A 25755-nucleotide genomic window follows, 5' to 3' on the forward strand; every position below is an offset into this window, starting at 1 on the left:
ATGACGGCTCTTGGTTGTTATCGGCCAGGAGCCGTTGTCATTAGATAACACAGATTTTTTAAGAGGTTAATATGATTCCTGTTGTTGCTCTTGTGGGGCGGCCTAACGTCGGGAAATCAACACTGTTTAACCGCCTGACCCGCACCCGCGATGCGCTGGTTGCGGACTTTCCAGGTTTAACCAGGGATCGTAAATACGGTAAAGCAAAGCTGGGCGAGCACGAGTTTATCGTGATTGACACCGGCGGCATCGACGGAACGGAAGAAGGTGTTGAAACCAAGATGGCCCAGCAGTCACTGGCTGCGATCGAAGAGGCTGATGTTGTTCTGTTTATGGTGGATGGCCGTGCCGGACGTACGCCTGCTGACGAAGAAATTGCCAATCACCTGCGCAGCCGTGAAAAGACCACCTTCCTGGTTGTTAACAAGGTTGACGGCATTGATGCCGATCAGGCCGGTGCTGATTTCTGGAGCCTGGGTTTTGAAGAGATGTTCCAGATTGCAGCAGCCCACGGCCGTGGCGTTGGTGCCCTGATTGACCGTGCCCTGATGCCTGTAGCCGAAGAAATGGCAGAAGACACGGAAGAAGATGAAGAGCTGGACCCAATGCTGGTGGATCTTACTGATGAAGCCGACGAGGACGAGCAGGAAGAAAATGCCAGCGAGGAAGACGCTGAAGCTGCTTATAAGCGTCTGCAGGACCAGCCTATCAAGATGGCTATTATCGGCCGTCCAAACGTGGGTAAATCAACCCTGACCAACCGCATCCTCGGTGAAGAGCGTGTTGTAGTCTATGACATGCCGGGTACCACCCGTGACTCTATCTATATCCCAATGGAGCGTGACGGCCGTGAGTATGTATTGATTGATACCGCAGGTGTGCGTCGCCGTAAGCGTATCAACGAAACTGTTGAAAAGTTCTCCGTAGTACAGACCCTGAAGGCGATTGAAGATGCCAACGTGGTTCTGCTGGTTATCGATGCGCGCGAGAATATTTCTGATCAGGATCTAAGCTTGCTTGGCTTTACCCTGAATGCCGGTCGCTCCATTGTACTGGCAGTGAACAAGTGGGATGGTCTGGATCAGGATGTCAAAGAGCGAGTGAAGAAAGAACTGGACCGTCGTCTTGGTTTCGTTGATTTTGCCCGCATTCACTTTATTTCGGCGCTTCATGGTACCGGTGTCGGCCACCTGTTCGAATCTGTACAGGAAGCCTATGAGTCTGCTACCAAGCGTGTCAGCACCTCTCTGCTTACCCGCATCCTGAACATGGCGAAAGAGGACCACCAGCCACCAATGATTCGTGGCCGCCGTGTGAAGCTGAAGTATGCCCACGCCGGTGGTTACAACCCACCAATTGTGGTTGTGCACGGTAACCAGGTGAAAGAGTTGCCGGATGCGTACAAGCGCTACCTGATGAACTACTACCGTAAGTCACTGGAAATTGTAGGAACACCGATCCGTATGCAGTTCCAGAACAGCGAGAACCCGTTCGAAGGCAAGAAAGAAAAGCTGACAATGTCTCAGGAACGCCAACGTAAGCGTCTGATGACAATGCTGCAAACCCGGAAGAAATAAGGTTTCGACCGTTAAAATGAGAACCCAGCGCTGGCCGCTGGGTTTTTTTTGATCTAAAAATAGAGGCGTAAGGATCAGATTCGCCGGATTGGAAGAACCGAGAGGCGATGTAATTTCTTTTTTAGTTGCTATTTTAAGTGACGCAGATCAACAAAATGATTCTGCGACGTGAGAATTCCAGCCCCAGATCATATATATCAAATTCTGGATCCGCCTGTAATTTGAAGTGGCGCCGAGATATTATCCTGTTTAAAATCCAAATGCAGAACATGTAACTTATGCTTTCGGGAAGTGTATTGATAAATATTCTGTAGGGAGCAGATCGCTGATCACTTTGCCTGTTTACCGTGATCTGTAGATCATGCGATCTAAACTCTTATTGCTCCCATCGGTCGATAATGTGGGGAACTGCAGGTTTTGGAATCCGTAATACGCTGATAATTTGGTAAAATCTGACTGATAACGTCCTTGTGAGTCCATTATGATTGAGATCTCTTCCTGTCCCCAATGCGAGAGTGAACTTCGTTGGCAGGATAGCCATTACCATTGTGACTTCTGTCAACAGGTCTTCAAAAAGCAGGTCAGTTGCCCTGACTGCCATCATGCTTTGGAGAAGTTACAGGCGTGTGGTGCCAGTAACTACTTTTGCCCGCGTTGCAATGAATTGAAATCTAAAAAGCGTATTGAGGTGAAGTTCGAGGCTGATGAAGCTATTTAAATCAATAGATTAAAAAAGCCCGGCTGAGAATGCCGGGCTTTTTTTATGGGGATTTATGGGCTTAACAGAAGCCGGAAAGTTGAGGATTTGGCTAATTTACGGGGATACAATTTTCGATGTGATTTCACCGTCAGCCACCTGTGTCACCAACAGTTGCCCACTTTCAACATCATTCACGGATTTAACCACCTTGCCATTTTCTTTCCGGGTAATGGAGTAACCGCGGGAAAGGGTGGCAAGCGGGCTGACGGCTTCCAGGGTCTCTACCTGCAATGCCAGTGCATGGCGCTTTTCCGCCAGATTACGCTCCATGGCACTTTGAAGACGGCGCGCGTAATCGGCAATACGGTCTCGCCCGGATTCAATCCGTCTCTCTGGGGAATAATGCGATAATTTCAGCGACTGCCGGTCAATATGCAGGATTTTATTCTGCATATAGCGCTGTACAGCCCCGGTAAGTGCAACTGATCTTTCGTCCAACTGCTGGATTTGCTGTTCCAGTTTGGTCTTGGGGTGGCGAAGCTGGAGACGGTGTCTGAGATTGCCAACCCGGTGTTCTTGCCGCGACAGATACCCTTGAATCGCATAGTTCAGACGATCTTTGAGGTAATTCAGTTGTTTCACCCGCTCACCGGTATCCCGGCTGACAAGTTCTGCGGCGGCAGACGGGGTGGGGGCGCGGACATCTGCAACATAGTCTGAGATGGTTACGTCGATTTCATGCCCGACAGCACTGATGACTGGAATAGAGCTGGCTGCAATGGAGCGGGCGACGATCTCTTCGTTAAAGCACCAGAGATCTTCGATAGAGCCGCCGCCACGGCCGACAATCAGCACATCACACTCGTTGCGGATATTTGCCCGCCCGATTGCCTGGGCAATGGAAATGGCAGCGCCGTCCCCCTGTACCATTGTTGGATAAATGACAACAGGCAGGGAAGGGTCGCGCCGTTGAAGTACTTGGAGGATGTCGCGAAGGGCTGCGCCGGTTTGGGAAGTAATTATACCGACCCTAACAGGGCTGGCTGGCAACTCTTTTTTCCTTTCCTGCGCAAACATCCCTTCAGCAGCCAGCTGCATTTTTAGCTTCTCAAACTGCTGCTGGAGCAAGCCGTTACCTTCCGGCTGCATGCTGTCGACAATGATCTGGTAATCACCACGGGGTTCATACAGGGAAATCCTGGCGCGAACCAATACCTGCTGTCCACTTGTCGGCTTGAATGCAACATTGCGGTTATTGCCACGGAACATGGCACATTTAACCTGTGAGCGGCTATCTTTTAGTGAGAAATACCAGTGTCCGGAGACGGGGGCTGTGAAGTTGGAAATTTCGCCGGTAAGCCAAATGACACCCATTTCATTTTCAAGTAACAAGCGCACTTCAGCATTAAGGCGGGAGACGGTGTAAATGCGGTCGTTTCCGGCGGCAGGCACAGAATTCTCCACTGGATGAACAGAAAGTAATCGAACCATATTACAGAGGGGGGAAGATCATGCAAATATTTTTCTAAGAAAGCTGTAGCCAATCGATTGCGTCGTGAGTATAATGCGGCGGCAATATTTTTCCCCCTTTTACAACCCTCTGGTGTGAGATATTGCGATGTTAAGAATTGCCAAAGAAGCGCTGACTTTTGATGATGTCCTTCTTGTTCCTGCCCATTCGACAGTACTGCCAAACACGGCTGATCTGCGAACTCGTCTGACTGACAAAATTACCCTAAACATCCCGATGGTCTCAGCCGCGATGGATACCGTGACTGAAGCACGTTTTGCTATTGGCCTGGCCCAGGAAGGCGGTATCGGCTTTATCCACAAGAACATGAGCATCGAAGAGCAAGCCGAGCAAGTACGCCTGGTTAAGATCTATGAAGCGGGTGTGGTAGCCAAGCCTGTTACTGTTACCCCGGACATGACTATCCGTGACGTAAAAGCCCTGACTGAAAAGAACGGTTTTGCAGGTTACCCAGTGGTTGCCGGTAACGGTGAGCTGGTGGGTATCATCACCGGTCGTGACGTGCGTTTTGTTACCGACCTGGAAAAGAAAGTTGAAGAAGCGATGACACCTCAACACCGCCTGGTGACCGTAATGGAAGGCACCGGTCGTGAAGAAGTTCAGGCGCTGATGCAAGAGCACCGCGTTGAGAAAGTACTGGTTATCGACCAGCACCATCACCTGGCCGGTATGATCACCGTTAAAGATTTCCAGAAAGCAGAGCGCAAGCCTAACGCTTGTAAAGACGAGCAAGGCCGTCTGCGTGTTGGTGCTGCGGTAGGTGCCGGTGCCGGTAACGAAGAACGTGTTAAGGCACTGGTTGAAGCTGGTGTGGATGTGCTGCTGATTGACTCATCACATGGCCATTCTGAAGGTGTTCTGCAACGTATCCGTGAAACTCGTGCCGAATACCCAGACCTGCAAATTGTTGGCGGTAACGTGGCAACAGCGTCAGGTGCCAAGGCGCTGATTGAAGCCGGCGTAAATGCCGTTAAAGTTGGTATCGGCCCGGGTTCAATTTGTACTACCCGTATCGTAACCGGTGTAGGCGTTCCACAAATTACTGCAATTTCTGATGCTGTGGCTGTTGCTGACCAGTACAACATCCCGGTTATCGCTGATGGCGGTATCCGTTTCTCCGGTGACATGTGTAAAGCAATCGCCGCCGGCGCAAGCTGTGTAATGGCTGGTTCTATGTTTGCCGGTACCGAAGAATCTCCGGGTGAAGTTGAGCTTTACCAGGGCCGCGCCTACAAGTCTTACCGTGGTATGGGTTCTCTGGGTGCGATGACCAAAGGTTCTTCTGACCGTTACTTCCAGTCAGACAATGCTGCTGACAAGCTGGTACCGGAAGGTATCGAAGGTCGCGTAGCCTATAAGGGCCGCCTGAAGGAAATCATTCACCAGCAGATGGGTGGCCTGCGCTCAAGCATGGGTCTTACCGGTTCTGCAACTATCGAGGATCTGCGTACCAAAGCTGAATTTGTCCGGGTTACCGGTGCAGGTATGGCTGAGTCGCACGTCCATGATGTGACCATCACCAAGGAAGCGCCTAACTACCGTATGGGGTAAGCCCTCTTGGGAATAATGGTATGGGAAGGAATGCTTCCCATACTTTTTTAACCGGTTCCCGGTTTGGTGCAACCGGTTAACGATTACTCGCAGGGAGCAACGCTTCCTGATACCACCTCTGATTGAGACGCAATAGATGACCACGAATATTCATGACCAACGTATTCTGATCCTTGATTTCGGTTCCCAGTACACCCAGCTTATCGCGCGCCGTATCCGTGAAATCGGTGTTTACTGTGAACTGTGGGCCTGGGATGTTGAAGAGCAGGATATCCGCGACTTCAACCCTAACGGCATCATCCTTTCCGGCGGTCCGGAGAGTGTGACCGAAGCAGGTTCACCACGTGCGCCACAATATGTGTTTGAAGCAGGGGTTCCTGTTCTGGGTGTGTGCTACGGCATGCAAACCATGTCAGAACAGCTGGGCGGTAAAGTTGCAGGTTCTACCGAGCGCGAATTCGGTTATGCGAAGGTGACTCTGGATAACGCTGGCAGCCTGTTTGAAGGCATTGAAGATGCCATCAATGAAGAAGGCAAGGGTGTTCTGGATGTTTGGATGAGCCACGGTGACAAAGTGGTTGAAATCCCGTCCGACTTCGTAAAAGTCGCCTCTACAGATACCTGTCCGTTTGCTGCGATGGCAAATGAAGAGAAGCGTTTCTACGGCGTACAGTTCCACCCTGAAGTCACTCACACCCGTCAGGGCCACCGTATGCTTGAGCGGTTCGTGATGGACATCTGCCGCTGTGATCGCCTGTGGACACCGGCTTCTATTATCGAAGACGCTGTTGCTCGCATCAAAGAGCAGGTCGGTGACGATGAAGTGATCCTGGGCCTGTCAGGTGGCGTAGATTCATCCGTTGTTGCCATGCTTATCAACCGTGCGATCGGTGACAAGCTGACTTGTGTATTCGTAGACAACGGCCTGCTGCGTCTGAATGAAGCGCAACAGGTTATGGAAATGTTCGGCGATCACTTCGGACTGAACATTGTCCACGTTGATGCAGAAGACCGCTTCCTGTCAGCGCTGGATGGTATTGCCGATCCGGAAGCCAAGCGTAAGAAAATTGGCCATGTGTTCGTAGATGTGTTCGATGAAGAGTCGAAGAAACTGAAGAACGCCAAGTGGCTGGCGCAGGGTACCATCTATCCGGACGTTATCGAATCTGCTGCCTCAAAGACCGGTAAGGCACACGTTATCAAATCTCACCATAACGTAGGTGGTCTGCCAGAAGAAATGGCAATGGGTCTGGTTGAACCGCTGAAAGAGCTGTTCAAAGACGAAGTGCGCAAGATCGGCCTTGAGCTCGGCCTGCCATACAACATGCTTTACCGTCACCCGTTCCCAGGTCCTGGTCTTGGTGTACGTGTGCTGGGCGAAGTGAAAAAAGAATACTGTGATCTGCTGCGCCGTGCTGACGCTATCTTCATTGAAGAGCTCCACAAAGCAGACCTTTATAACAAGGTTTCCCAGGCATTTACCGTATTCCTGCCGGTTCGCTCTGTCGGCGTAATGGGCGATGGCCGTAAGTACGACTGGGTTGTCTCCCTGCGTGCCGTTGAAACCATCGACTTTATGACCGCCCACTGGGCACACCTGCCATACGATTTCCTGGGTAAGGTATCAAACCGCATCATCAACGAAGTGGATGGTATTTCCCGTGTGGTTTACGACGTATCAGGCAAGCCACCGGCAACTATCGAGTGGGAATAACTGGAACGCAGCAGAAGCTGTTTTATTCAGTTAGATAACCCCATGTATTATTGCGTCTCCCCACACAGCGGGGAGACGCCTATCCTCCAATCTCTTCCCTCTTTGCCGATATTACTTCCCAACTGATTCATACACCTTCCCCGGTACATTTCATAGGCACAAACTTACGCCCTGAAACCTGAAGATAGTCAGCAGTACAACGCATATTTAATGTCGCGATGTTTTCGTTAACTCGACTGCAGTTGTTGTAGGACTCGCTGGCTGTACATGGTCTCACTTTTGCAATGCGAGTTGTTGAAGTGAAACAAATTGGTCTACGTTAAACATATGAAGTGGGAAGGATTGAGTTTGGCAATGCTTCTCTATATCCGACAGATTTTTTGTCGGCCTGTTAGTACCAATACAGAATGTCTATGAATATGGTCCCAGCTCTTTCCCCAGAGATCCAGCCAGCTACACGAATTTTGATAGTTGATGACAGGGAAGAAAACCTATTCGTCCTGGAAGAGCTGCTTAGCAGTATGAACGTAGAGGTGGTGAAAGCTCTGTCTGGCAGTGAAGCCTTGCATATCCTAATCAAGGATTCCGACTTCTGTCTGATACTTATGGATGTTCAGATGCCTGTGCTTGATGGGTTCAAGACGACGCAGTTGATCCATAAACACCCCAAGACTCGCCACACCCCGGTCATTTTTATCACTGCGATTCATAAAGATATTAAATATATCCATGAAGGGTTTGACTCTGGGGCGGCTGATTACATCTGCAAGCCGATAGATGCCAAAATCTTACTGGCAAAAGTGCAGATATTTATCGACCTGGAAAAAAACAAACGTGCTCTGGAAGAGCTGCTGGAAAAAACCCAGGCGCTGGAAGAGAGTAAAAATCTGCTTTTGAAGTGCTCACTAGATGGCATTATCGCAGTGGATGAAAATGGCCTTATTAATTTTTGTAACCCGGCAGCCCAGCAAATCCTGAGGGCCGATTCGAATCGGTTGATGAATAAAAGCATCCTGATGCTGCTCGACCGCCCGGCACTGCGTGACAAAGTTGATTGGGAAAACAGTATCTTCCGTCGCGCCATTCTCCAGGGTGACACCATCCGTGAAAATGATGCCAAGATAGCCAATGGCAATGGGCGATATACCCCCTGTAGCTACTCTTTTGGAACCTTCCGCTCCGGTGATAAAGGCGGCGGTGTTTTAATGTTTCACGACATTTCCCAACGTAAGCAGAACGAAGAAAAGCTTCTGCATATGGCTACCCATGATCCGCTTACCAAGTTGCCAAACCGGATGCTGTTCAAAGAGGCCATTAATAACGCGATTAACCGCTGCAAAAGAAACGGCCACCGACTGATCGTCATGTTCGTTGACCTTGACCACTTCAAGAAAGTTAACGATGAATTCGGCCATACCGTTGGTGATGAGTTGTTGGTCAACTTGGCCCACCGACTCAGATCCTATGGCAGAAAAGTAAACTTGTTTGCCCGATTGGGGGGAGACGAGTTTGGTGTTCTTTTTGAAGATGAGAACGGCAATTTCGATTCTTCTGTAATGGCTGGAAAAATGCTTGAGGTTTTCTCTAAACCTATCGAGGTAAAGAACCATTCTATCCTTACCAGTGGCAGCATAGGGATAGTGGAGTTTCCAGAGTATGGGGAAGATGCCGATTCTCTTATCAAGGCGGCAGATATCACCATGTACCAGGCCAAAAACATGGGACGTAACTGCTTTGCCATGTTTGATCCAAAATATGAGGATTTGGCGGTTCAACGATCGCAACTGGAGCGGGACTTCAAAAAAGCCGTATTGGATGACGAATTAAGCTGTCATTTCCAACCCATCATAGACTCCCACAACGAAAAGTTGGTTGCGGTGGAAGTGCTGGCCAGGTGGAAACACGAATCCAGGGGGTTCGTCTCTCCCGATAACTTCATTCCCATCGCCGAAAAATCCGGGCTGATTATCCCGATGAGCTTGCATATCTACACCAAGGCTTTTGAGGCTCTGCAGAACTGGAAAGATAAAGGGATCTGGCCGGAAGGGGCGCGTATTGCCCTTAATACATCCTCAGTTCAGTTCAGAAACAAGCTGGTGATAGACCAACTGTTCGAGATAAAGGAGCGGTTCGGGCTGGATCTTGACCAGTTCGAAATTGAAATCACCGAGTCACTGCTGTTGAACGACCAGGAAGAAGTGATAGAGACACTCCGGCTGATGCAAACCATGGGACTGAGTATTTCTATTGATGATTTCGGTACCGGTTACAGCTCACTCAGTTACCTGCGCCGGTTACCCATCAACACCCTCAAGATTGATCGTAGTTTTATCAAGGATATCGGCCGGGACAAGGATGATGAGTGCATTATCTCTGCCACCATTGACTTGGCCCACAACCTCAATCTCAAAGTGATCTCGGAAGGTGTTGAGACCGAGGAGCATGCCGCGTTCCTGCGTCGCGCAGACTCGGACTATTTCCAGGGATATCTGTACTCGCGGCCTCTTCCTGAGAAGGAAATGGAAGATTGGCTGACGTCTTACACTGAAAAATTTAAAGAGGCCTGATTTATGTTTTTCAGAGGAAAAGAGAAAAGGCTGAAAACAGTATTGTTGAGTGGTTTTGGCCTGGTCATTTTTCTGCTGGTACTTACTTGCGGGTTGGCCTGGTATTTCTTAAGCGGTGCCAAGACCATTGCTGCCGGTGTTGAAGAAGATGACGTGCCGGGTGCATTCCTGTACCTGGAGATGGGTAAAAACGTCGGCATCATGCAGACCAATGTACTCGAATACCTGTCAGGGGAAACAGAGGGTATTCAGGAAGACTTCCGTGAATCCTATAAAAATTTCGGTATCGCTCTGGACAGGGTCACTCCGTTGGAAGTGGGCAGCGCAGAAAGTCTGGAGCGCCTTTCTACCATTCGTTCATTGGTTGACGAATATTTCAGTGAAGTCAATCGATCTGTCTTCCAGAGTTATGACCCATTGTCAGAGAAATGGGCTTTGAAAGCGGTCGATGATCTGGAAGACAACCAGGGTGCGGAACTTGAAGTCCTGCTCGATCAGCTGACCGAGAATGATTACCGGGAGGCTTTGGAATCCAGTACGCTGGAACAGGCTATCGGGGATGATATTCCGGGCCTTCGCTACTACCTGGAACTGCTGGATCAATCCGGTGATATGCTCTCTTCACTGGCAGAATACGTCGGTGGAGAAATAGATGAACAAGATGCATTCGATGACTATGCCGATGAATTTCGTGAGTATTTTAACCTGCTTACCCGACTGGAGGTTGAGGAGGGTGACAAGGAGAACCTGGATAAAATCAGGAAGCTCTTTGATGACATAGAAGATACGTCTGATGTGATTTTCAAACGCTACAACCCTCAGACAAAAATGGATGCAATTGCCACTACCGATCAATTGGAAAGGACAATATTTGCTGAAGTGGACCTTTTGCTGACAACGGCTGCCAATGAAGAACAGACTGATGCCACAACGGCGCTGGCTAAACTGGTGAACAGCATGGACAGTACAGTCGCTGTGCTATTCGGGGTGACCCTGTTTTCGCTTGTTGTGGGCTTTATGATTGCCTTCGGTGTCAGCAATATGATTGGCTCCGCGCTGATACAGGTTCTCAGAATCACAGAGTCCCTCTCTCGTAATGATATCGCTGAGGCGCGGAGTTTACTCAAGGTAGATATCGATCCAACAGCGAGAAAACTGTCTGATCCTGACTCAAAAATTGCTGGAGGTCTCAGCTATTTCTCTGAGTTTGAAGAAGTACGCACCAGCCTGACGAAAGCGGTGGACGATCTTGAAAGGGCTAACACAAGCAACGCCCAGCAGGACTGGCTTAAATCGGGAATATCTGAACTGAGTAAAAAGCTCAGTGGTGAATTGCCACTTACCCAGATGGCTAAAAACACCGTTGATTTCATTTGTGAATACCTGGGCGCGGCGGTTGGCTTTGTCTACCGCACCCATACTGTTGAAGGGGAAGAAGAGCGTCAGGAGCTGCACCTGATGTCCCACTATGGCGCACTTGTGGAACACGGAGAAAATGGACGTTCAATGGTGTTCTATCCCGGAGAAGGACTGGTTGGGCAGGCGATGAGCCAGAAAAAAATACTTGAGCGAAACCTGGAGCTTAATGAGCGGTTGCCCATTGCCCAATCGGCCGCTTCGTATGCTACCCCTGCTTATATAGTCGTTGCCCCCCTGCTTTATGAAGGCAATGTAGAAGGGGTGATAGAGATTGGACATACCAAGCCGATGACGAGGGGGCAGCTTGAATTTATTGAACAAGTCATCCCCAGTATCGGTATTGCAATGAGGGTTTCCACCTCGCGTGACACCATGAGCAACCTGTTGCGCCAGAGCCAGTTGCAGGCTTCGCAACTGGAACAGCAGCAGGGAATGCTGGGCGAATCAAATGAGCAGCTCAAGCTAAAAGCCGCAGAGCTGGAAGAGAAACAGGCCACGTTGCGTAACCAAAACCTCAGTCTGGAAAAGGTGCGCCGTGATCTTGAACGCCAGGCCAGGGAGCTGGAGCAGTCCAGCAAGTACAAATCAGAATTCCTTGCCAATATGTCGCATGAGTTGCGCAGCCCCCTGAACAGCTTATTGATTCTTGCCAACCTGCTGAAAGAGAACAAAGAGAAAAACCTGACTGAAAAGCAAATTGAGTATGCGACAGTAATCCATCGCTCAGGAAGTGATCTTCTTTCGATTATCAATGACGTTCTTGACCTGTCAAAAATTGAGGCGGGCAAGCTTGATGTCATCATCGAAAATATGAACCTGGACAACTTCCTAACCAACCTTTACCAGCGTTATATCGAAGTAGCCAACAAACAGGGGCTGGCCTTCTCTACACTTAATGACAGTGGCCTGACAACGGTTAAGACCGACCCTAAGCGATTCCAGCAAGTGATCGTCAACCTGCTGTCAAATGCCTTTAAATTTACCGAAAAGGGCGAAGTGCAATTGGTCATGGAACGCCTTAACAAAGGCATGGCTGACTCTGACGGTAAGGCTGTCCACCAGGATATGTTGTGTGTCAAAGTCGTAGATACCGGAATAGGCATAGAACACGACAAGCTGAATGCTGTGTTCAATGCTTTTGCCCAGGGGGACGGGAATACAAACCGTAAGTACGGTGGCACCGGATTGGGATTATCCATTTCCAGACAGTTGATTGAATTGCTCGGTGGATACATTACTGTGACCAGTGAAGTTGGCATTGGTACTACCATGTATACCTACTTGCCGCTGGAGCTTGCTGGCCCAAAGTTAGGCCGTGACTCATCATCAGACATCTTTACAGCGCAAAGGGATGCCCCCACGGCAGGTGATACCAAGGAGGCTTCCGACTCTGGCGGATTGACTGAGCTGCAGAAAGCCCATATCCCGGCAGAGTTTGCCCAGCTTGATGAGGATGTCTCTGAGTCTCCCTCAGAGCTGAAGGATTCTTGCACAGATATTGAAGACACAGGTCTGCTGGCGGAACGTCGCCTTTTGATAATTGAGAGCAATCCTGAACTTCATGCCCAATTGAAAAAACAGGGCGAACAAACCGGTTTCAATGTGGTTACCGCGTTCGATGGTGGCAAGGGGCTGCAGTTTGCCGAGGAACTGCTCCCAACTGCAATTATCATGTCGGAAGATGCAGAGTGTGTGGACGGGACACTGGTCCTGGAGAAGCTCAAGGCAAATATAAAAACCCGGCATATTCCTGTCTATGTGCTGACCGAAGAACACAGCAGGCCGCACAACTCAGAACTGGTAAAAATGGGTGCCATCGGCTCTTCCTTCAAACCCATAGATGATGAAACCGCAAAGCAGATAATGGAGGCATTTTCCTCACGAATCAAAAAGTCGGAGGCGCATGTATTAATCATCGCAGAGAAATTGGCGATGGCCGCCCCTCTGTCAGAATTCCTCAATGCGCCGGGATTAAAAATAGATACCTGTGACAACACATCTTCCATGATAAAGATGGCTCAAGATACAGCGTATGACTGCGTTGTCCTGAATATCAGCCAGGTAACCGATATCACATTTATTAAGCAGGTTATCAATGGATTGAGTGACAGTCTGACGACACCTTTGATCGTTCACAGTAATGAGCCGCTGACCAAACCCCTACAGGCAATGGTTGATCAGGTAGCGGAAGAGCACCCGGTTTCACCGGTTATGAGCCGCAGTGCCCTTCTTATTGAAACCAGCCTCTTCCTGCACCAGATCAGCAGGCAGTTGCCAGAAGAGCAGCGTCGCATTCTGTTTGATCAACTGGATTCCAATGATGTACTGAACAATAAAAATCTGCTGGTGGTTGATGATCAGATCAGCAATATATTTGCCCTGACATCCGTCCTTGAGGACCACGGTATCCACTGTACGATAGCCAATAACGGTAAAGAAGCCCTCTCTCTGCTGGAAGGCGGAGACAAGGTCGATTTGGTGCTGATGGATATTATGATGCCGGAAATGGATGGCTATGAAACCATGAAGCATATTCGCAACATGAGCGGATTTGAGCATCTGCCTATTATTGCCCTGACGGCCAAATCAATGCCTGAGGATCGTGAAAAATGTATCCGGGCCGGAGCCAATGATTACCTGACTAAACCTATGGATCCAGAAAAGCTGCTCAAGTTACTGGAAATCTGGCTTGTCCACACACCATGTTAACCATGCCTTTCTGCTAAAAAGCTAGAAGCCACCATTTTAGTCAAGAAAACGTGCTGCCAACTGATGTAGCACGCAGCTTGCTGCGCTCATTCTGCCATTTTGTTGGTGATTGCCGTCCTCGGGGATGCGAGTCAGGGTTCCCTGATAGGGGCAATTTTTTATGTTTCTCATTTTATGTAGTAATAACTTTTCATATGTTGGTTTGTTGTTTTGTTTTTGATGTGTTTATTTGAATATTTGTTTTACTTTAATCTCCGTTTACAATTTATCATCCTGCTAATTGTTCTATTTTTAGATGTGTGCTCTTTTTTATTTATTCGCTTCCATACAATGAGGTAACACGTCCCACTGTATCCGAATAACCCATAAATACAGGACAACAGTGGTGGCGCAACATCGTAATCATTTGGAGCACATTTATGAGTGACCATGCATTGAAGCAAAAGCCCGATGCGCCGTCGGGTGGTATGGAAAAATTCCTTAACGCGATTGAGCGCGTTGGTAACAAGATTCCTGATCCGGCACTGCTGTTTTTTTACGGCCTGCTGATGGTCTGGGGCCTGTCTGCCATTTTGTCTCAGATCTCTTTTGACCTGATTCACCCCGTTTCCGGCCAGGCTATCCAGATCAACAACCTTCTTACCGGTGAAGCCCTTGCCAGCTTCCTGGCTAATATGGTGACTACATTCACCAGCTTCGCCCCAATGGGTATTGTACTGGTTGCGATGCTGGGTGTAGGTGTGGCTGACGCTTCTGGCTTTATCAATACCGGCCTGAAGAAGATGCTGAACGTCACGCCTAAGAAACTGCTGACACCTGTGCTGATTCTGGTGGCGATAGTTTCCCACACCGCAGCAGATGCCGGCTACGTTCTGGTTATCCCACTGGGTGGTATCATTTTCCATGCGGCCGGTCGCCATCCTCTGGTTGGTATCGCGGCGGCATTTGCCGGTGTATCCGGTGGTTTCGCAGCCAACTTCATTCCTTCCGGTATCGACCCGCTGCTGGCTGGCTTTACCCAGTCTGCGGCGAACGTACTGGATAAGGACTACGTGGTTAACCCGCTGGCGAACATCTACTTCACTGGCCTGTCTTCATTCCTGATTGTGGCTATCGGCTGGTATGTAACCGAGAAGATCGTTGAGCCGCGCCTGTCCAAGCTGGCAATTGACGAAGATGCGGAAACCGCTCCGGATCTGGGCAGCTTTACCCAAACTGAAAGCCGTGCGTTCAACCGTGCGGGCATCGCAATGCTTGCCGGTATCGCCCTGCTGGTGGTGGCCCTGTGGCCTGAAACTTCACCGCTGCGTGCACCGGATGGCCAGCTGACTTCCTTTGCTGCACCGATCATGAAGTCTATCGTGCCGCTGATCTTCATCCTGTTTATTATCCCTGGTGTGGTTTACGGCCGTGTTGCCGGTACTTTCAAAACCAGCAGTGACATTATCAAGTCAATGAGCGACACCATGGCAACCATGGGCAGCTACCTGGTTATGTCGTTCTTCTGTGCCCAGTTCCTGGCGGCATTCAGCCAGTCAAACATCGGTACGCTGTTGGCACTGGAAGGCGCTGAGCTCCTGAAAGCACTGAATATGCCGGGCCAGCTGACTATCGTGGGTATGGTTCTGCTGACTGCAACCGTTAACCTGCTTATCGGTTCTGCGTCTGCCAAGTGGGCCCTGATTGGTCCTATCCTGGTACCGATGCTGATGGCGCTGGGTATTTCCCCAGAACTGTCTCAGGCTGCATTCCGTGTAGGTGACTCTGTTTCCAACATCATTTCGCCTCTGATGGTGTTCTTCCCACTGGTTGTTGTTTACTGCCAGCGTTATGTGAAGAGCACAGGTATCGGTACCCTGGCTTCTATGATGATGCCATATTCCATCGCCATGCTGATTGGCTGGACCCTGTTCCTGCTGGCGTACTGGACGCTGGGCCTGCCTCTGGGTATTCAGGCACCGTACACTTACTCTCTGTAAGCTAAGTAAAGAAATGAAATGCCCCGGCCAATGGCCGGGGCATTTTTATTGGGGGTTATTTCAGCAGGTGCCCTGCGTGGAAACGCAGGTGTTCACCAATAAAGGTAGAGATGAAAAAGTAGCTATGGTCATAACCGGGCTGCATCCGTATTTCTACCGGGTAGCCGGAAGCTGCCGCCGCCATTTGCAGAGTTTCCGGCTTCAGTTGTTCAGCCAGGAAATTGTCTGCGTCACCCTGATCGACCAACAGTGGCAGAGGATCATTGTCACCTTGCCAGTCCTTCATCAGCTCAACGCTGTCATAGATTTTCCAGCTCTCTTTGTCTTCGCCGAGGTAATTGGAAAACGCTTTCTGCCCCCAGGGGCAATCCATCGGGTGGCAGATAGGGCTGAACGCCGATACTGAACGGTAGCGGAGCGGGTTTTTCAGTGCGACGGTAATTGCCCCGTGGCCGCCCATGGAGTGTCCGCTGATGCTGCGTACCGGTTTTACCGCGAATTCCGATTCCACCAGGTTTGGCAGTTCATCGGTGACATAGTCGTACATCTTGTAATGCTGATCCCATTGCGCCTGAGTCGCGTTAAGGTAAAACCCGGCTCCCAGGCCGAAGTCATATGCACCTTCCGGGTCATCCGGTACACCTTCCCCTCGTGGGCTGGTATCCGGGGCGACGATTGCAATCCCCAGTTCTGCGGCTACACGCATTGCTCCGGCTTTTTGCATAAAGTTCTCATCAGTACAGGTCAGGCCGGAAAGCCAGTAGAGGACCGGGACACGTTTCTCTTCTGCCTGCGGGGGGAGGTAAACGGCAAAACGCATGGTACAGCCAAGTACTTTGGACTCGTGGGTGTGCTGCTGGTGCCAGCCCCCGAAACACTTGGTTGAGGAAACCAGGGTTAAAGACATGGTGATTTTCCTTTCCAAAAATAAAAACACGCCCCGGAATCAGGGCGTGCCGATGGTATCTTGCTCGGTATCTCAGTAGTGAATAACACTGCGGATACTCTTACCTGCGTGCATCAATTCAAAGGCTTCATTGATGTCTTCCAGACCCATGGTGTGGGTTATGAAATCATCCAGTTTGAATTGTCCGTCGAGGTACTGCTCCACGATTTCAGGAAGCTGAGAGCGACCTTTCACGCCACCAAATGCGGTACCACGCCACACCCGGCCGGTTACCAGCTGGAACGGACGGGTTGAGATTTCCTGTCCGGCGCCGGCGACACCGATAATCACTGACTCGCCCCAGCCTTTGTGGCAGCACTCCAATGCGGAACGCATGATGTTTACGTTACCGATACATTCGAAAGAGTAATCAACACCGCCATCGGTCAGGTCGACAATCACATCCTGGATCGGACGGTCATATTCTTTAGGGTTGATACAGTCGGTCGCACCGAGCTTCTTCGCCAGCTCAAACTTGCTTTCATTGATATCGATACCCAGGATCCGTCCGGCTTTGGCCATACGGGCACCGATGATAGCGGACAGGCCAATGCCACCCAGGCCAAATACCGCAACGGTATCGCCTTCCTGAACCTTTGCTGTATTCAGTACTGCCCCCATGCCGGTGGTGACACCACAGCCAAGCAGGCAAACTTCTTCAAGGGGCGCTTCCGGGTTTACTTTTGCCAGGGAAATCTCAGGCAGGACGGTATATTCCGAGAATGTTGAGCAGCCCATATAGTGGAAGATGGGTTTACCGTCTTTGTAGAAACGGGTTGTACCGTCAGGCATCAGGCCTTTTCCCTGGGTTTCCCGGATTTTCTGGCAAAGGTTGGTTTTGCCGGATTTACAGAATTTGCATTCACCACATTCCGGTGTGTAGAGAGGAATAACATGATCACCGACAGAGACGCTGGTAACTCCGTCGCCGACTGCCTGAACAATACCACCGCCTTCATGCCCGAGGATTGCCGGGAAAATGCCTTCCGGATCATCGCCTGAAAGGGTAAATGCGTCGGTGTGGCAAACCCCGGTGGCGATGATCTTGACCAGTACTTCACCGGCCTTAGGCATCATAACGTCCACTTCTTCAATGGACAGTGGTTGATTAGGCCCCCAGGCCACAGCAGCGCGGGATTTAATAAATTTGTCAGCCATTCACTTCTTCTCCTGAAATCCGTTTTACTTAATAAAGTATGATCCCCAAATAAAAAAATAGTCCTTGTTCGCAACGTCAGCCTGAACAGTAATTGCGACAGCGTCAGGGATTCATACTCAAATGACCTCTGGACGGGGTGCTGAACACGCATCCAGGGGTTATTTGAGGATATTCATTTGTATCGATTGTAATTGTTCGCTACCGATTGATAATTAAGGCTACGAGTAAATCACTTTTGCTGGACTGTAATAATGGTGCACTGGGAAGGGGTGACAGAGTTTGTTGCCGTCGCTGAGACCGGGGGGTTTACCGCTGCGTCGATGCAATTGGGATCGTCTGTGGCGCACGTCAGCCGGATGGTTGCGAAACTGGAACAAAGGCTGGATATCCGGCTTTTAAACCGTACAACCCGTAAAGTGTCACTCACGGATGAAGGCGCGATTTATTACCGGCACTGCCGGGAAGTGTTAAATGGGCTGCTGGAAGCTGAACAGGAACTTCTCAACCGCAAACAAAAACCCTGCGGCCTTATTAAGCTCACGGCACCTGTAACCTATGGTGAGCAGTACATCCTGCCACTCCTTAATGATTTTATGCAGATGTATCCGGGCGTTGAAGCCACGGTTGAATTGACCAACCAGCAGCTCGATCTGGTTGAAGGCGGATATGATCTGGCTATTCGCCTTGGCCCGCTGGCAAGCTCAAGTCTGGTGGCCAGGAGACTGGCAATAAGACGCCAGCATGTTTGCCTGTCCCCTGCGTATAAGAAAAAACACGGGATCCCCAAAAGCCTGGAAGAGTTGAGGGAACATAACTGTCTGCTTGGCAACCACCCTTACTGGCGGTTCCATGTGGATGACAAGGAGCGGAATGTAAAAGTGACCGGCTCCGTCACTTACAATAGTGGCCGAGGGCTGTTGGATGCCGCGCTGAAAGGAATCGGTGTGGTGCAGTTACCGGACTACTATGTTGACGAATATGTTGCCAGTGGAGAACTGCTGCCGGTCCTGGAGGGTATGGCTCCGGAAGCTGAAGGGATCTGGGCCCTTTATCCGCAGCGGCGCAGCCTCCCGATGCGGGTGCGGAAGTTAATCGAGTTTTTGGCTGCATCGTTGTCTGAAAAGCGCTGAACTCGCTATAATCCGCAGCCCTTAGGCCAACATATACCATCACAGAGACGCAGAATGACCAATACCGATCCAGCCCGTTTTATGCGACGAGCCATTGAACTGGCAACGAAAGCCGAAGACGAAGGTGAAGTTCCTGTCGGTGCCGTGCTTGTCCATGAAGGACAGGTAATCGGGGAGGGGTGGAACCGCTCTATCGGCCAGCATGATGCCACTGCCCACGCGGAGATGATGGCCCTTCGCCAGGGTGGATTGGTGCTTGCAAACTACCGCCTGCTGGAAACCACGTTGTATGTCACTTTAGAGCCCTGCCCAATGTGTGCGGCTGCCATGGTGCATGCAAGGGTAGGGAAGGTGGTGTTTGGCGCACCGGATTTAAAAACCGGGGCAGCCGGCTCGGTGATGAACCTTCTCAGCTACGAGGGGGTCAACCACCATGTTGCGTTTGAGGGGGGCTTGTTGGAAGAAGAATGCCGGGAACAGCTTCAGGCATTCTTCCGGCGTCGCCGGGCGGAGAAAAAAGCAGAGAAAGCAGCCCGTAAACAGGCTGAAGGTTAGCGTTCACTGACCAGGAAAGGCACCGGGCCTTCTGCGAACTCCTGGGTGGAAAACAGTCTGTGTCGCCAGAGTACCTTTTTATGCATGTTTGAACGCAGTCGCTTGCGGCGGGTACTGGATGCCTGTGCGCGGGCACGAAGGTTATCCCTGCGCTGTGAGCCGACGTTCAGGCTGGTTTTTCTTTTCATCAACTTTCCTTGTGCGTATTTAAAGTCCCCATAGTTCTAAACTAGGCTGATGACAGTTTTATGGCAAACGCACGTTACAAGGATGTGTGCTGTGTACGTAAACAGAAGTGAACAATGAATGGAAAACGGGATGTACAGACACTGTACATCCCGTTTTTGGTTTTACGCTTTTGGCTTGCGGCTGACACCCGTTGATTCTGGCGCAGGCTTTTCTGGCTGAGCGTCACTTTCCTGAACATTGTGCTCAGGCGCACTTTCAGCTTTTTTGCCCTCAACCACTGTTGCTGTGGTTGCTTTGTCTTCGCCTGTTTCAGCAGCCTCCGTGACTTGCTGAGGGGTACCTTCTCCGGAAACTGTTGCTGCAGCATCAGTGTCCGGTGCGACGATGGTTTGCAGGCCTTCCTCCGTTTCAACCACAAATTCACTCTGGATCTCAGTCCGGTGAGCCTGCTCAAAGCCGATAATACTCTGGTAGTAACGGCGGATGTTTTCCACGTAGTTCAGCGCTTCATGGCCACGGGCGTAACCATACCGGGTCTGGCGGTAGTATTTGCGCTGGGTCAGCAGCGGGATACGTTTTTTCACATCCGTCCAGGAATCCGGGTCACCGCCCTGAGCCTTGGTCAGGCGCCGTGCATCCATCATATGGCCAAATCCCATGTTGTACGAGGCAAGGGCAAACCAGATCTTTTCATGCTGGTTCACGCTGTCAGGCACGCGCTTGAGGATCTTGTGCAGGTAATCTGCGCCACCACGGATACTCTGCTCCGGATCAAGCCGGTTCTTCACACCAACAGATTTGGCTGTCGGCAGAGTCAGCATCATCATTCCCCGGACGCCGGTTGGGGAGATGGCCCGAGGATTCCAGTGAGACTCTTGGTAAGAAACCGCGGCCAGTAAACGCCAGTCAAAGTCACGGGAATACTGTTTGAAAAGCGGTTCCCACTTAGGCAGTTTGGATTCGATGGCGCGGAGGAATGCTCGGGTATCCACGTAGTCAAAACTGTCGACATGGCCGAAATATTTCTCTTCCAGTGTATCGAGCTGGCCGCTTTGCTTCATGTCACCAAAGAATTCAATCATCAGTGCATAAACGCTGTCGTCCTTGCCTTTTGGCAGGAACCAGGCAACCGGTTCGTCCTCAGTCAGCTCCAGTGACAGCGCAATATCCGGATAGATCCGCTGAGCCAGCGCGATGCTGATGGAATCGGCGATAGTGAAGTCAATGTCACCCTGTGCTACCTGCTTGAGCAGGAGGTCATCGTCACCGTCTTTCATCGCCTCCCATTTCAGGGCAGGGTGCTCTGGCTTGATTTCGTTCAGCGTCTGCTCATGGCTTGATCCTGCAACAACGACTAAAGAGGCATCGTCTTTGTTGAGTTCATCAATATCACGTGGGCGCCAATGGCCTTTTTTGTAAACCACCTGCTGGCTGACATAGTAATACGCCGGACCTGGCCGAAACTCAGCCAGGCGCTCAGGCGTGACTGTCAGGCCTGCTGCAATAAGGTCTACATCGCCGCGCTTCAGTGCCGGAAACAGCCCGGAAAGGGTAAAAATAGGCTGCATTTCAAGTTTGACGCCGAGAACGTCGGCAAAACGCTTGGCAAGTTCGTAATCGAGGCCTGTAGGGCCTTCAGAACCGATGTAATAAGAAAGCTGGTTATTCAGGGTTCCCACACGCAGTACACCGCGCTCGCGGATTTTCTCCAGCTCGGTTCTGTCATCATAGCGCCAGTCGCAACCTGAAAGGGCTGCGACCACTACCGCAATGAGCAGATAGGAAAGGTAGTGATAGAGCTTATTTCTTTTCAAACAAATGACTCTTGCAAATGCCATGGAGTGATTTATACCAGAGCGGGTGATTGAGGCAAAGTTGTGATTAGCAAAGCTGGGACGGTGTTTGTCTATCCGGGCTGTAAAAACAGGATGAAAAAAAACACGCAAACGGTTGCGTTATCTGTTACGTCACACTTTGTTTTCCCCTATAATGGCGGCCGACACCCTTCGGAACCGGAAAATCGGTGACATTGAAGTGGCTGAACGAAAGGAATTTCGAGCTGCCACTCCAATGTTACCTATCACACACCGCTAAACCGAGAGACGTTGACACATGGAAATTTTGCGTGGTTCCCCCGCTTTGTCTGAGTTCCGGGTGAATAAACTGCTGGAAAGCTGTCTTGAAGCCGGCCTGCCTGTAACCGGTATCTATGCCGAGTTTATGCATTTTGCCCACATTGCGGCCCCCCTCAATGACGAAGAGACGGAAAAGCTCGCCCGCCTGCTCAAGTACGGCCCGACCCTGGCAGAGCACGCGCCGGAAGGAACGCTTCTGGTAGTCACTCCACGTCCCGGTACCATCTCGCCCTGGTCTTCGAAAGCCACCGATATTGCTCACAACTGTGGCCTGAACAACATCAAGCGCCTGGAGCGCGGTACGGCTTACTATATTGAGTCCTCCCAAGTTCTGGATGCCGGGCAACTGGCGACATTGAAGGGCTTGCTCCATGACCGAATGATGGAAGTGGTACTGGACAGCCTCGAAGCGGCAGATGTGCTGTTTACCGAAGCTCAACCGGCACCGATGAGCGCTGTTGATGTACTGTGCGGTGGCCGTAAAGCACTGGAAGGCGCCAACGTCTCTCTTGGCCTGGCCCTGGCAGAGGATGAAATTGATTACCTGGTAGAGAGCTTTACCAAACTGGGTCGCAACCCGAACGACATCGAGCTGATGATGTTCGCTCAGGCAAACTCTGAGCACTGCCGCCACAAGATCTTCAACGCAGACTGGACGATAGACGGAGTCGACCAGCCAAAGTCGCTGTTTAAGATGATCAAGAACACTTTTGAGCAAAACAGTGAGTATGTCCTGTCCGCGTACAAGGACAATGCTGCCGTTATGACCGGCTCCAATGTCGGCCGTTTTTTCCCGGATGCCGATTCCCGCCAGTACACCTACCATCAGGAAGATGCCCATATCCTGATGAAGGTCGAAACCCACAACCACCCGACGGCGATTTCCCCCTGGCCGGGCGCGTCAACCGGATCCGGCGGTGAGATCCGTGACGAAGGTGCAACCGGTATTGGCGGCAAGCCAAAAGCCGGCTTGGTAGGTTTCACGGTTTCCAACTTGCGAATTCCGGGCTATGAGCAGCCTTGGGAAACAGATTTCGGCAAACCGGGACGCATTGTCAGTGCCCTGGATATCATGACCGAAGGCCCGCTCGGCGGCGCGGCGTTCAACAACGAGTTTGGCCGTCCTAACCTGCTGGGCTACTTCCGTACCTATGAAGAGAAAGTTGCTTCCCACAACGGAGAGGAAGTGCGCGGTTACCACAAGCCAATTATGATTGCCGGTGGTATGGGTAACATCCGTGATGAGCATGTACAGAAGAAGGAAATCCCGGTTGGCGCCAGCCTGATTGTGCTCGGTGGCCCGGCGATGAACATTGGTCTCGGTGGTGGTGCCGCCTCTTCCATGGCATCCGGCCAGTCTGCTGAAGATCTGGATTTTGCCTCTGTGCAGCGTGAGAACCCGGAAATGGAGCGCCGTTGCCAGGAAGTGATCGACCGCTGCTGGCAGCTTGGCGATGACAACCCGATTGCCTTTATCCACGACGTAGGTGCCGGCGGTATTTCCAATGCCCTGCCAGAGCTGGTTGATGACGGTGAGCGTGGCGGCCTGTTCCAACTGCGTGACGTACCGAATGATGAGCCGGGTATGAGCCCGCTTGAGATTTGGTGTAACGAATCCCAGGAGCGTTATGTCATGGCAGTCGCGCCGGAAAACATGGATGTGTTCGATGCCATCTGTAAACGTGAGCGTGCGCCTTATGCTGTAGTGGGTGTGGCAACCGAAGAGCGTAAACTGACGCTGGAAGACAGCCACTTCGACAACACCCCAATCGATATGCCGATGGATATCCTGCTCGGCAAGCCGCCTAAAATGCACCGTGACGTGGTTTCCGCCAAGGCCGAAGGCAAAGAGCTGGTACGTGACGGTATCAACCTGGAAGAAGCGACCCACCGGGTACTGCGACTTCCTGCGGTTGCAGAGAAAACTTTCCTTATCACCATTGGTGACCGTACCGTTACCGGCCTGGTTGCCCGCGACCAGATGGTTGGTCCATGGCAGGTTCCTGTCGCCAACTGTGCAGTAACCGCTGCGAGCTACGATACATACCACGGTGAAGCGATGTCGATGGGTGAGCGTACCCCGGCAGCCTTGCTGGATTTTGCTGCCTCTGCCCGTATGGCAGTAGGCGAGTCGCTGACCAATATCGCCTGTGCCGATATCGGTGACCTCAAGCGTATCAAGCTGTCTGCGAACTGGATGTCTGCAGCCGGCCACCCAGGTGAAGACGCTGGCCTGTATGAAGCTGTGAAAGCGGTGGGTGAGGAGTTGTGTCCGGCACTTGGCCTGACCATCCCTGTTGGTAAAGACTCCATGTCGATGAAAACCAAGTGGGAGCAGGAAGGGGAAAACCGTGAGGTTACCGCACCATTGTCACTGATCATCACCGCATTTGCCCGCGTTGAAGATGTCCGCAACACCGTGACTCCGCAGCTGCGCACTGACAAAGGTGAAACCGCCCTGCTGTTGGTTGATCTCGGTGAGGGCCAGAACCGTCTGGGTGCAACTGCACTGGCGCAGGTTTACAAACAACTGGGTGACAAACCGGCTGACGTTGACAATGCCGAGCTGCTGAAAGGTTTCTTCAATGCCATGCAGGCGCTGCTTCGTGACGGCAAACTGCTGGCATACCACGACCGTGCAGATGGCGGTCTCTACGTTACCCTGGCGGAAATGGCATTTGCCGGCCATGCCGGTGTGGACGTTGATATTGAATCCCTCTCGGCTGACGACGCGCTGGCAGCACTGTTTAACGAAGAGCTTGGCGCAGTGATCCAGGTGAAAGCGGATGACGTCGACAATGTGGTAGAAACATTGGAACGTTTTGGGCTGGGTAATTGCAGCCATGTCCTCGGTGCAGTAACTGAAGAAGATGCTGTCCGGATCTGGCAAGGCGATGCGCTGGTTCTTGACCAGAACCGTACTGCACTGCGTACAATCTGGGCAGAAACCACCTTCCAAATGCAGGCTCGCCGTGACAACCCGGAATGTGCCAAACAGGAATTTGAAGCGAAGAAAGATGCCGAAGATCCGGGCCTGAATGTCAACCTGACATTTGCGCTTGAAGATGATGTTGCCGCACCGTTTATTGCCAAGGGCTCCAAACCGAAAGTCGCTGTGCTTCGCGAGCAGGGTGTGAACTCCCATGTGGAAATGGCGGCAGCCTTTGACCGTGCCGGCTTTGAGGCGGTTGACGTTCACATGAGCGACATTCTGTCCGGTAATGTCACCCTGAATACCTTCAGTGGGCTGGCAGCGTGCGGTGGCTTCTCATACGGGGATGTTCTGGGTGCCGGTGAGGGCTGGGCCAAGTCTGTCCTGTTCAACAACCAGGCCCGTGACCAGTTCGCACATTTCTTCCACCGTCTCGATACGTTTGCGCTGGGCGTGTGTAACGGTTGCCAGATGATGTCCAACTTGCGTGAACTTATCCCTGGTGCTGACCTGTGGCCACGTTTTGTGCGCAACGAATCTGAGCGTTTTGAAGCACGCTTCAGCCTGGTGGAAGTGCAAAAGAGTGATTCGGTGTTCTTTAACGGTATGGCCGGTTCACGTATGCCGATTGCCGTTTCCCACGGTGAAGGCCGTGTTGAGGTTCGTGGTGCTGACCACCTGTCAGACCTTGAACATTCAGGCACAGTGGCGCTGCGTTATGTCAGCAACCGTGGCGGGGTAACGGAAACCTATCCGGCCAACCCTAACGGTTCTCCAAACGGTATCACGGGTCTGACGACCACAGACGGGCGTGTCACTATTATGATGCCGCACCCTGAGCGTGTATTCCGAGCGGTTGCCAACTCCTGGCACCCGGATGACTGGGATGAGAACAGCCCATGGATGCGTATGTTCCGTAATGCCCGTGTGAACCTGGGCTAATATCCGGTTCTGCCAAGACC

The 25755-nt window shown here is 51.3% G+C and carries 15 protein-coding genes; 10 read left to right on the top strand and 5 right to left on the bottom strand.

All coding sequences use genetic code 11. The features are described 5' to 3' along the window. Positions 1-71: 71 nt before the first annotated feature. Positions 72-1577: a ribosome biogenesis GTPase Der gene (gene der, locus NF212_RS04195; RefSeq protein WP_434359110.1), complete on the top strand. Its 1506-nt coding sequence runs from the start codon at positions 72-74 to the stop codon at positions 1575-1577. A gap of 481 nt (positions 1578-2058) precedes the next feature. Further along, complete coding sequence (locus NF212_RS04200; RefSeq protein WP_434359112.1) at positions 2059-2295, top strand: zinc ribbon domain-containing protein; 237 nt, start codon at positions 2059-2061, stop codon at positions 2293-2295. 96 nt (positions 2296-2391) lie between these two features. On the opposite strand, the gene xseA is transcribed toward NF212_RS04200, so the two are convergent. Continuing rightward, positions 2392-3768, bottom strand: a complete 1377-nt coding sequence (gene xseA / locus NF212_RS04205) for an exodeoxyribonuclease VII large subunit (protein ID WP_434359114.1) — start codon at positions 3766-3768, stop codon at positions 2392-2394. A gap of 127 nt (positions 3769-3895) precedes the next feature. Here xseA and guaB point away from each other — a divergent pair, with 127 nt between their 5' ends. From guaB to NF212_RS04230, 5 genes are all read left to right on the top strand, one after another. Beyond that, entirely contained in the window at positions 3896-5359 is a 1464-nt protein-coding gene (gene guaB / locus NF212_RS04210; protein WP_434359116.1) for an IMP dehydrogenase, read from the top strand. Positions 5360-5495: 136 nt separating this feature from the next. Then, a complete protein-coding gene (guaA, locus tag NF212_RS04215; RefSeq protein ID WP_434359118.1) occupies positions 5496-7073 on the top strand; it encodes a glutamine-hydrolyzing GMP synthase in 1578 nt (525 codons plus the stop codon). 413 nt (positions 7074-7486) lie between these two features. Further along, positions 7487-9640 carry a two-component system response regulator gene (locus NF212_RS04220; RefSeq protein ID WP_434359120.1) on the top strand — a complete coding sequence of 718 codons (2154 nt, stop codon included), beginning with the start codon at positions 7487-7489 and terminating at the stop codon, positions 9638-9640. Between the two features lie 3 nt (positions 9641-9643). After that, complete coding sequence (locus tag NF212_RS04225; protein ID WP_434359122.1) at positions 9644-13768, top strand: response regulator; 4125 nt, start codon at positions 9644-9646, stop codon at positions 13766-13768. A gap of 419 nt (positions 13769-14187) precedes the next feature. Further along, on the top strand, positions 14188-15747 hold the full coding sequence (locus tag NF212_RS04230) for an AbgT family transporter (protein WP_434359124.1): 1560 nt from the start codon (positions 14188-14190) through the stop codon (positions 15745-15747). Between the two features lie 55 nt (positions 15748-15802). Here NF212_RS04230 and fghA read toward each other — a convergent pair whose 3' ends face one another. Further along, on the bottom strand, positions 15803-16654 hold the full coding sequence (gene fghA / locus NF212_RS04235; RefSeq protein WP_434359126.1) for an S-formylglutathione hydrolase: 852 nt from the start codon (positions 16652-16654) through the stop codon (positions 15803-15805). Between the two features lie 72 nt (positions 16655-16726). Next, positions 16727-17851 carry an S-(hydroxymethyl)glutathione dehydrogenase/class III alcohol dehydrogenase gene (locus tag NF212_RS04240; protein ID WP_434359128.1) on the bottom strand — a complete coding sequence of 375 codons (1125 nt, stop codon included), beginning with the start codon at positions 17849-17851 and terminating at the stop codon, positions 16727-16729. Positions 17852-18103: 252 nt separating this feature from the next. On the opposite strand from NF212_RS04240, the gene NF212_RS04245 reads away from it, so the two are divergent. Continuing rightward, positions 18104-18982 carry a LysR family transcriptional regulator gene (locus tag NF212_RS04245; protein WP_434359130.1) on the top strand — a complete coding sequence of 293 codons (879 nt, stop codon included), beginning with the start codon at positions 18104-18106 and terminating at the stop codon, positions 18980-18982. 54 nt (positions 18983-19036) lie between these two features. Then, entirely contained in the window at positions 19037-19537 is a 501-nt protein-coding gene (gene tadA / locus NF212_RS04250) for a tRNA adenosine(34) deaminase TadA (RefSeq protein WP_434359132.1), read from the top strand. On the opposite strand, the gene NF212_RS04255 is transcribed toward tadA, so the two are convergent. Both NF212_RS04255 and mltF read right to left on the bottom strand, forming a co-directional pair. Then, positions 19534-19725, bottom strand: a complete 192-nt coding sequence (locus NF212_RS04255; RefSeq protein WP_434359134.1) for a hypothetical protein — start codon at positions 19723-19725, stop codon at positions 19534-19536. The genes tadA and NF212_RS04255 overlap by 4 nt on opposite strands. Positions 19726-19887: 162 nt before the next feature. Then, positions 19888-21540 carry a membrane-bound lytic murein transglycosylase MltF gene (gene mltF, locus NF212_RS04260; protein WP_434359136.1) on the bottom strand — a complete coding sequence of 551 codons (1653 nt, stop codon included), beginning with the start codon at positions 21538-21540 and terminating at the stop codon, positions 19888-19890. A gap of 298 nt (positions 21541-21838) precedes the next feature. Here mltF and purL point away from each other — a divergent pair, with 298 nt between their 5' ends. Next, complete coding sequence (purL, locus tag NF212_RS04265; RefSeq protein ID WP_434359138.1) at positions 21839-25735, top strand: phosphoribosylformylglycinamidine synthase; 3897 nt, start codon at positions 21839-21841, stop codon at positions 25733-25735. The last annotated feature ends 20 nt before the right edge of the window (positions 25736-25755 follow it).

This window comes from Parasalinivibrio latis (assembly GCF_036825535.1).
Lineage (GTDB): Bacteria > Pseudomonadota > Gammaproteobacteria > Enterobacterales > Vibrionaceae > Parasalinivibrio > Parasalinivibrio latis.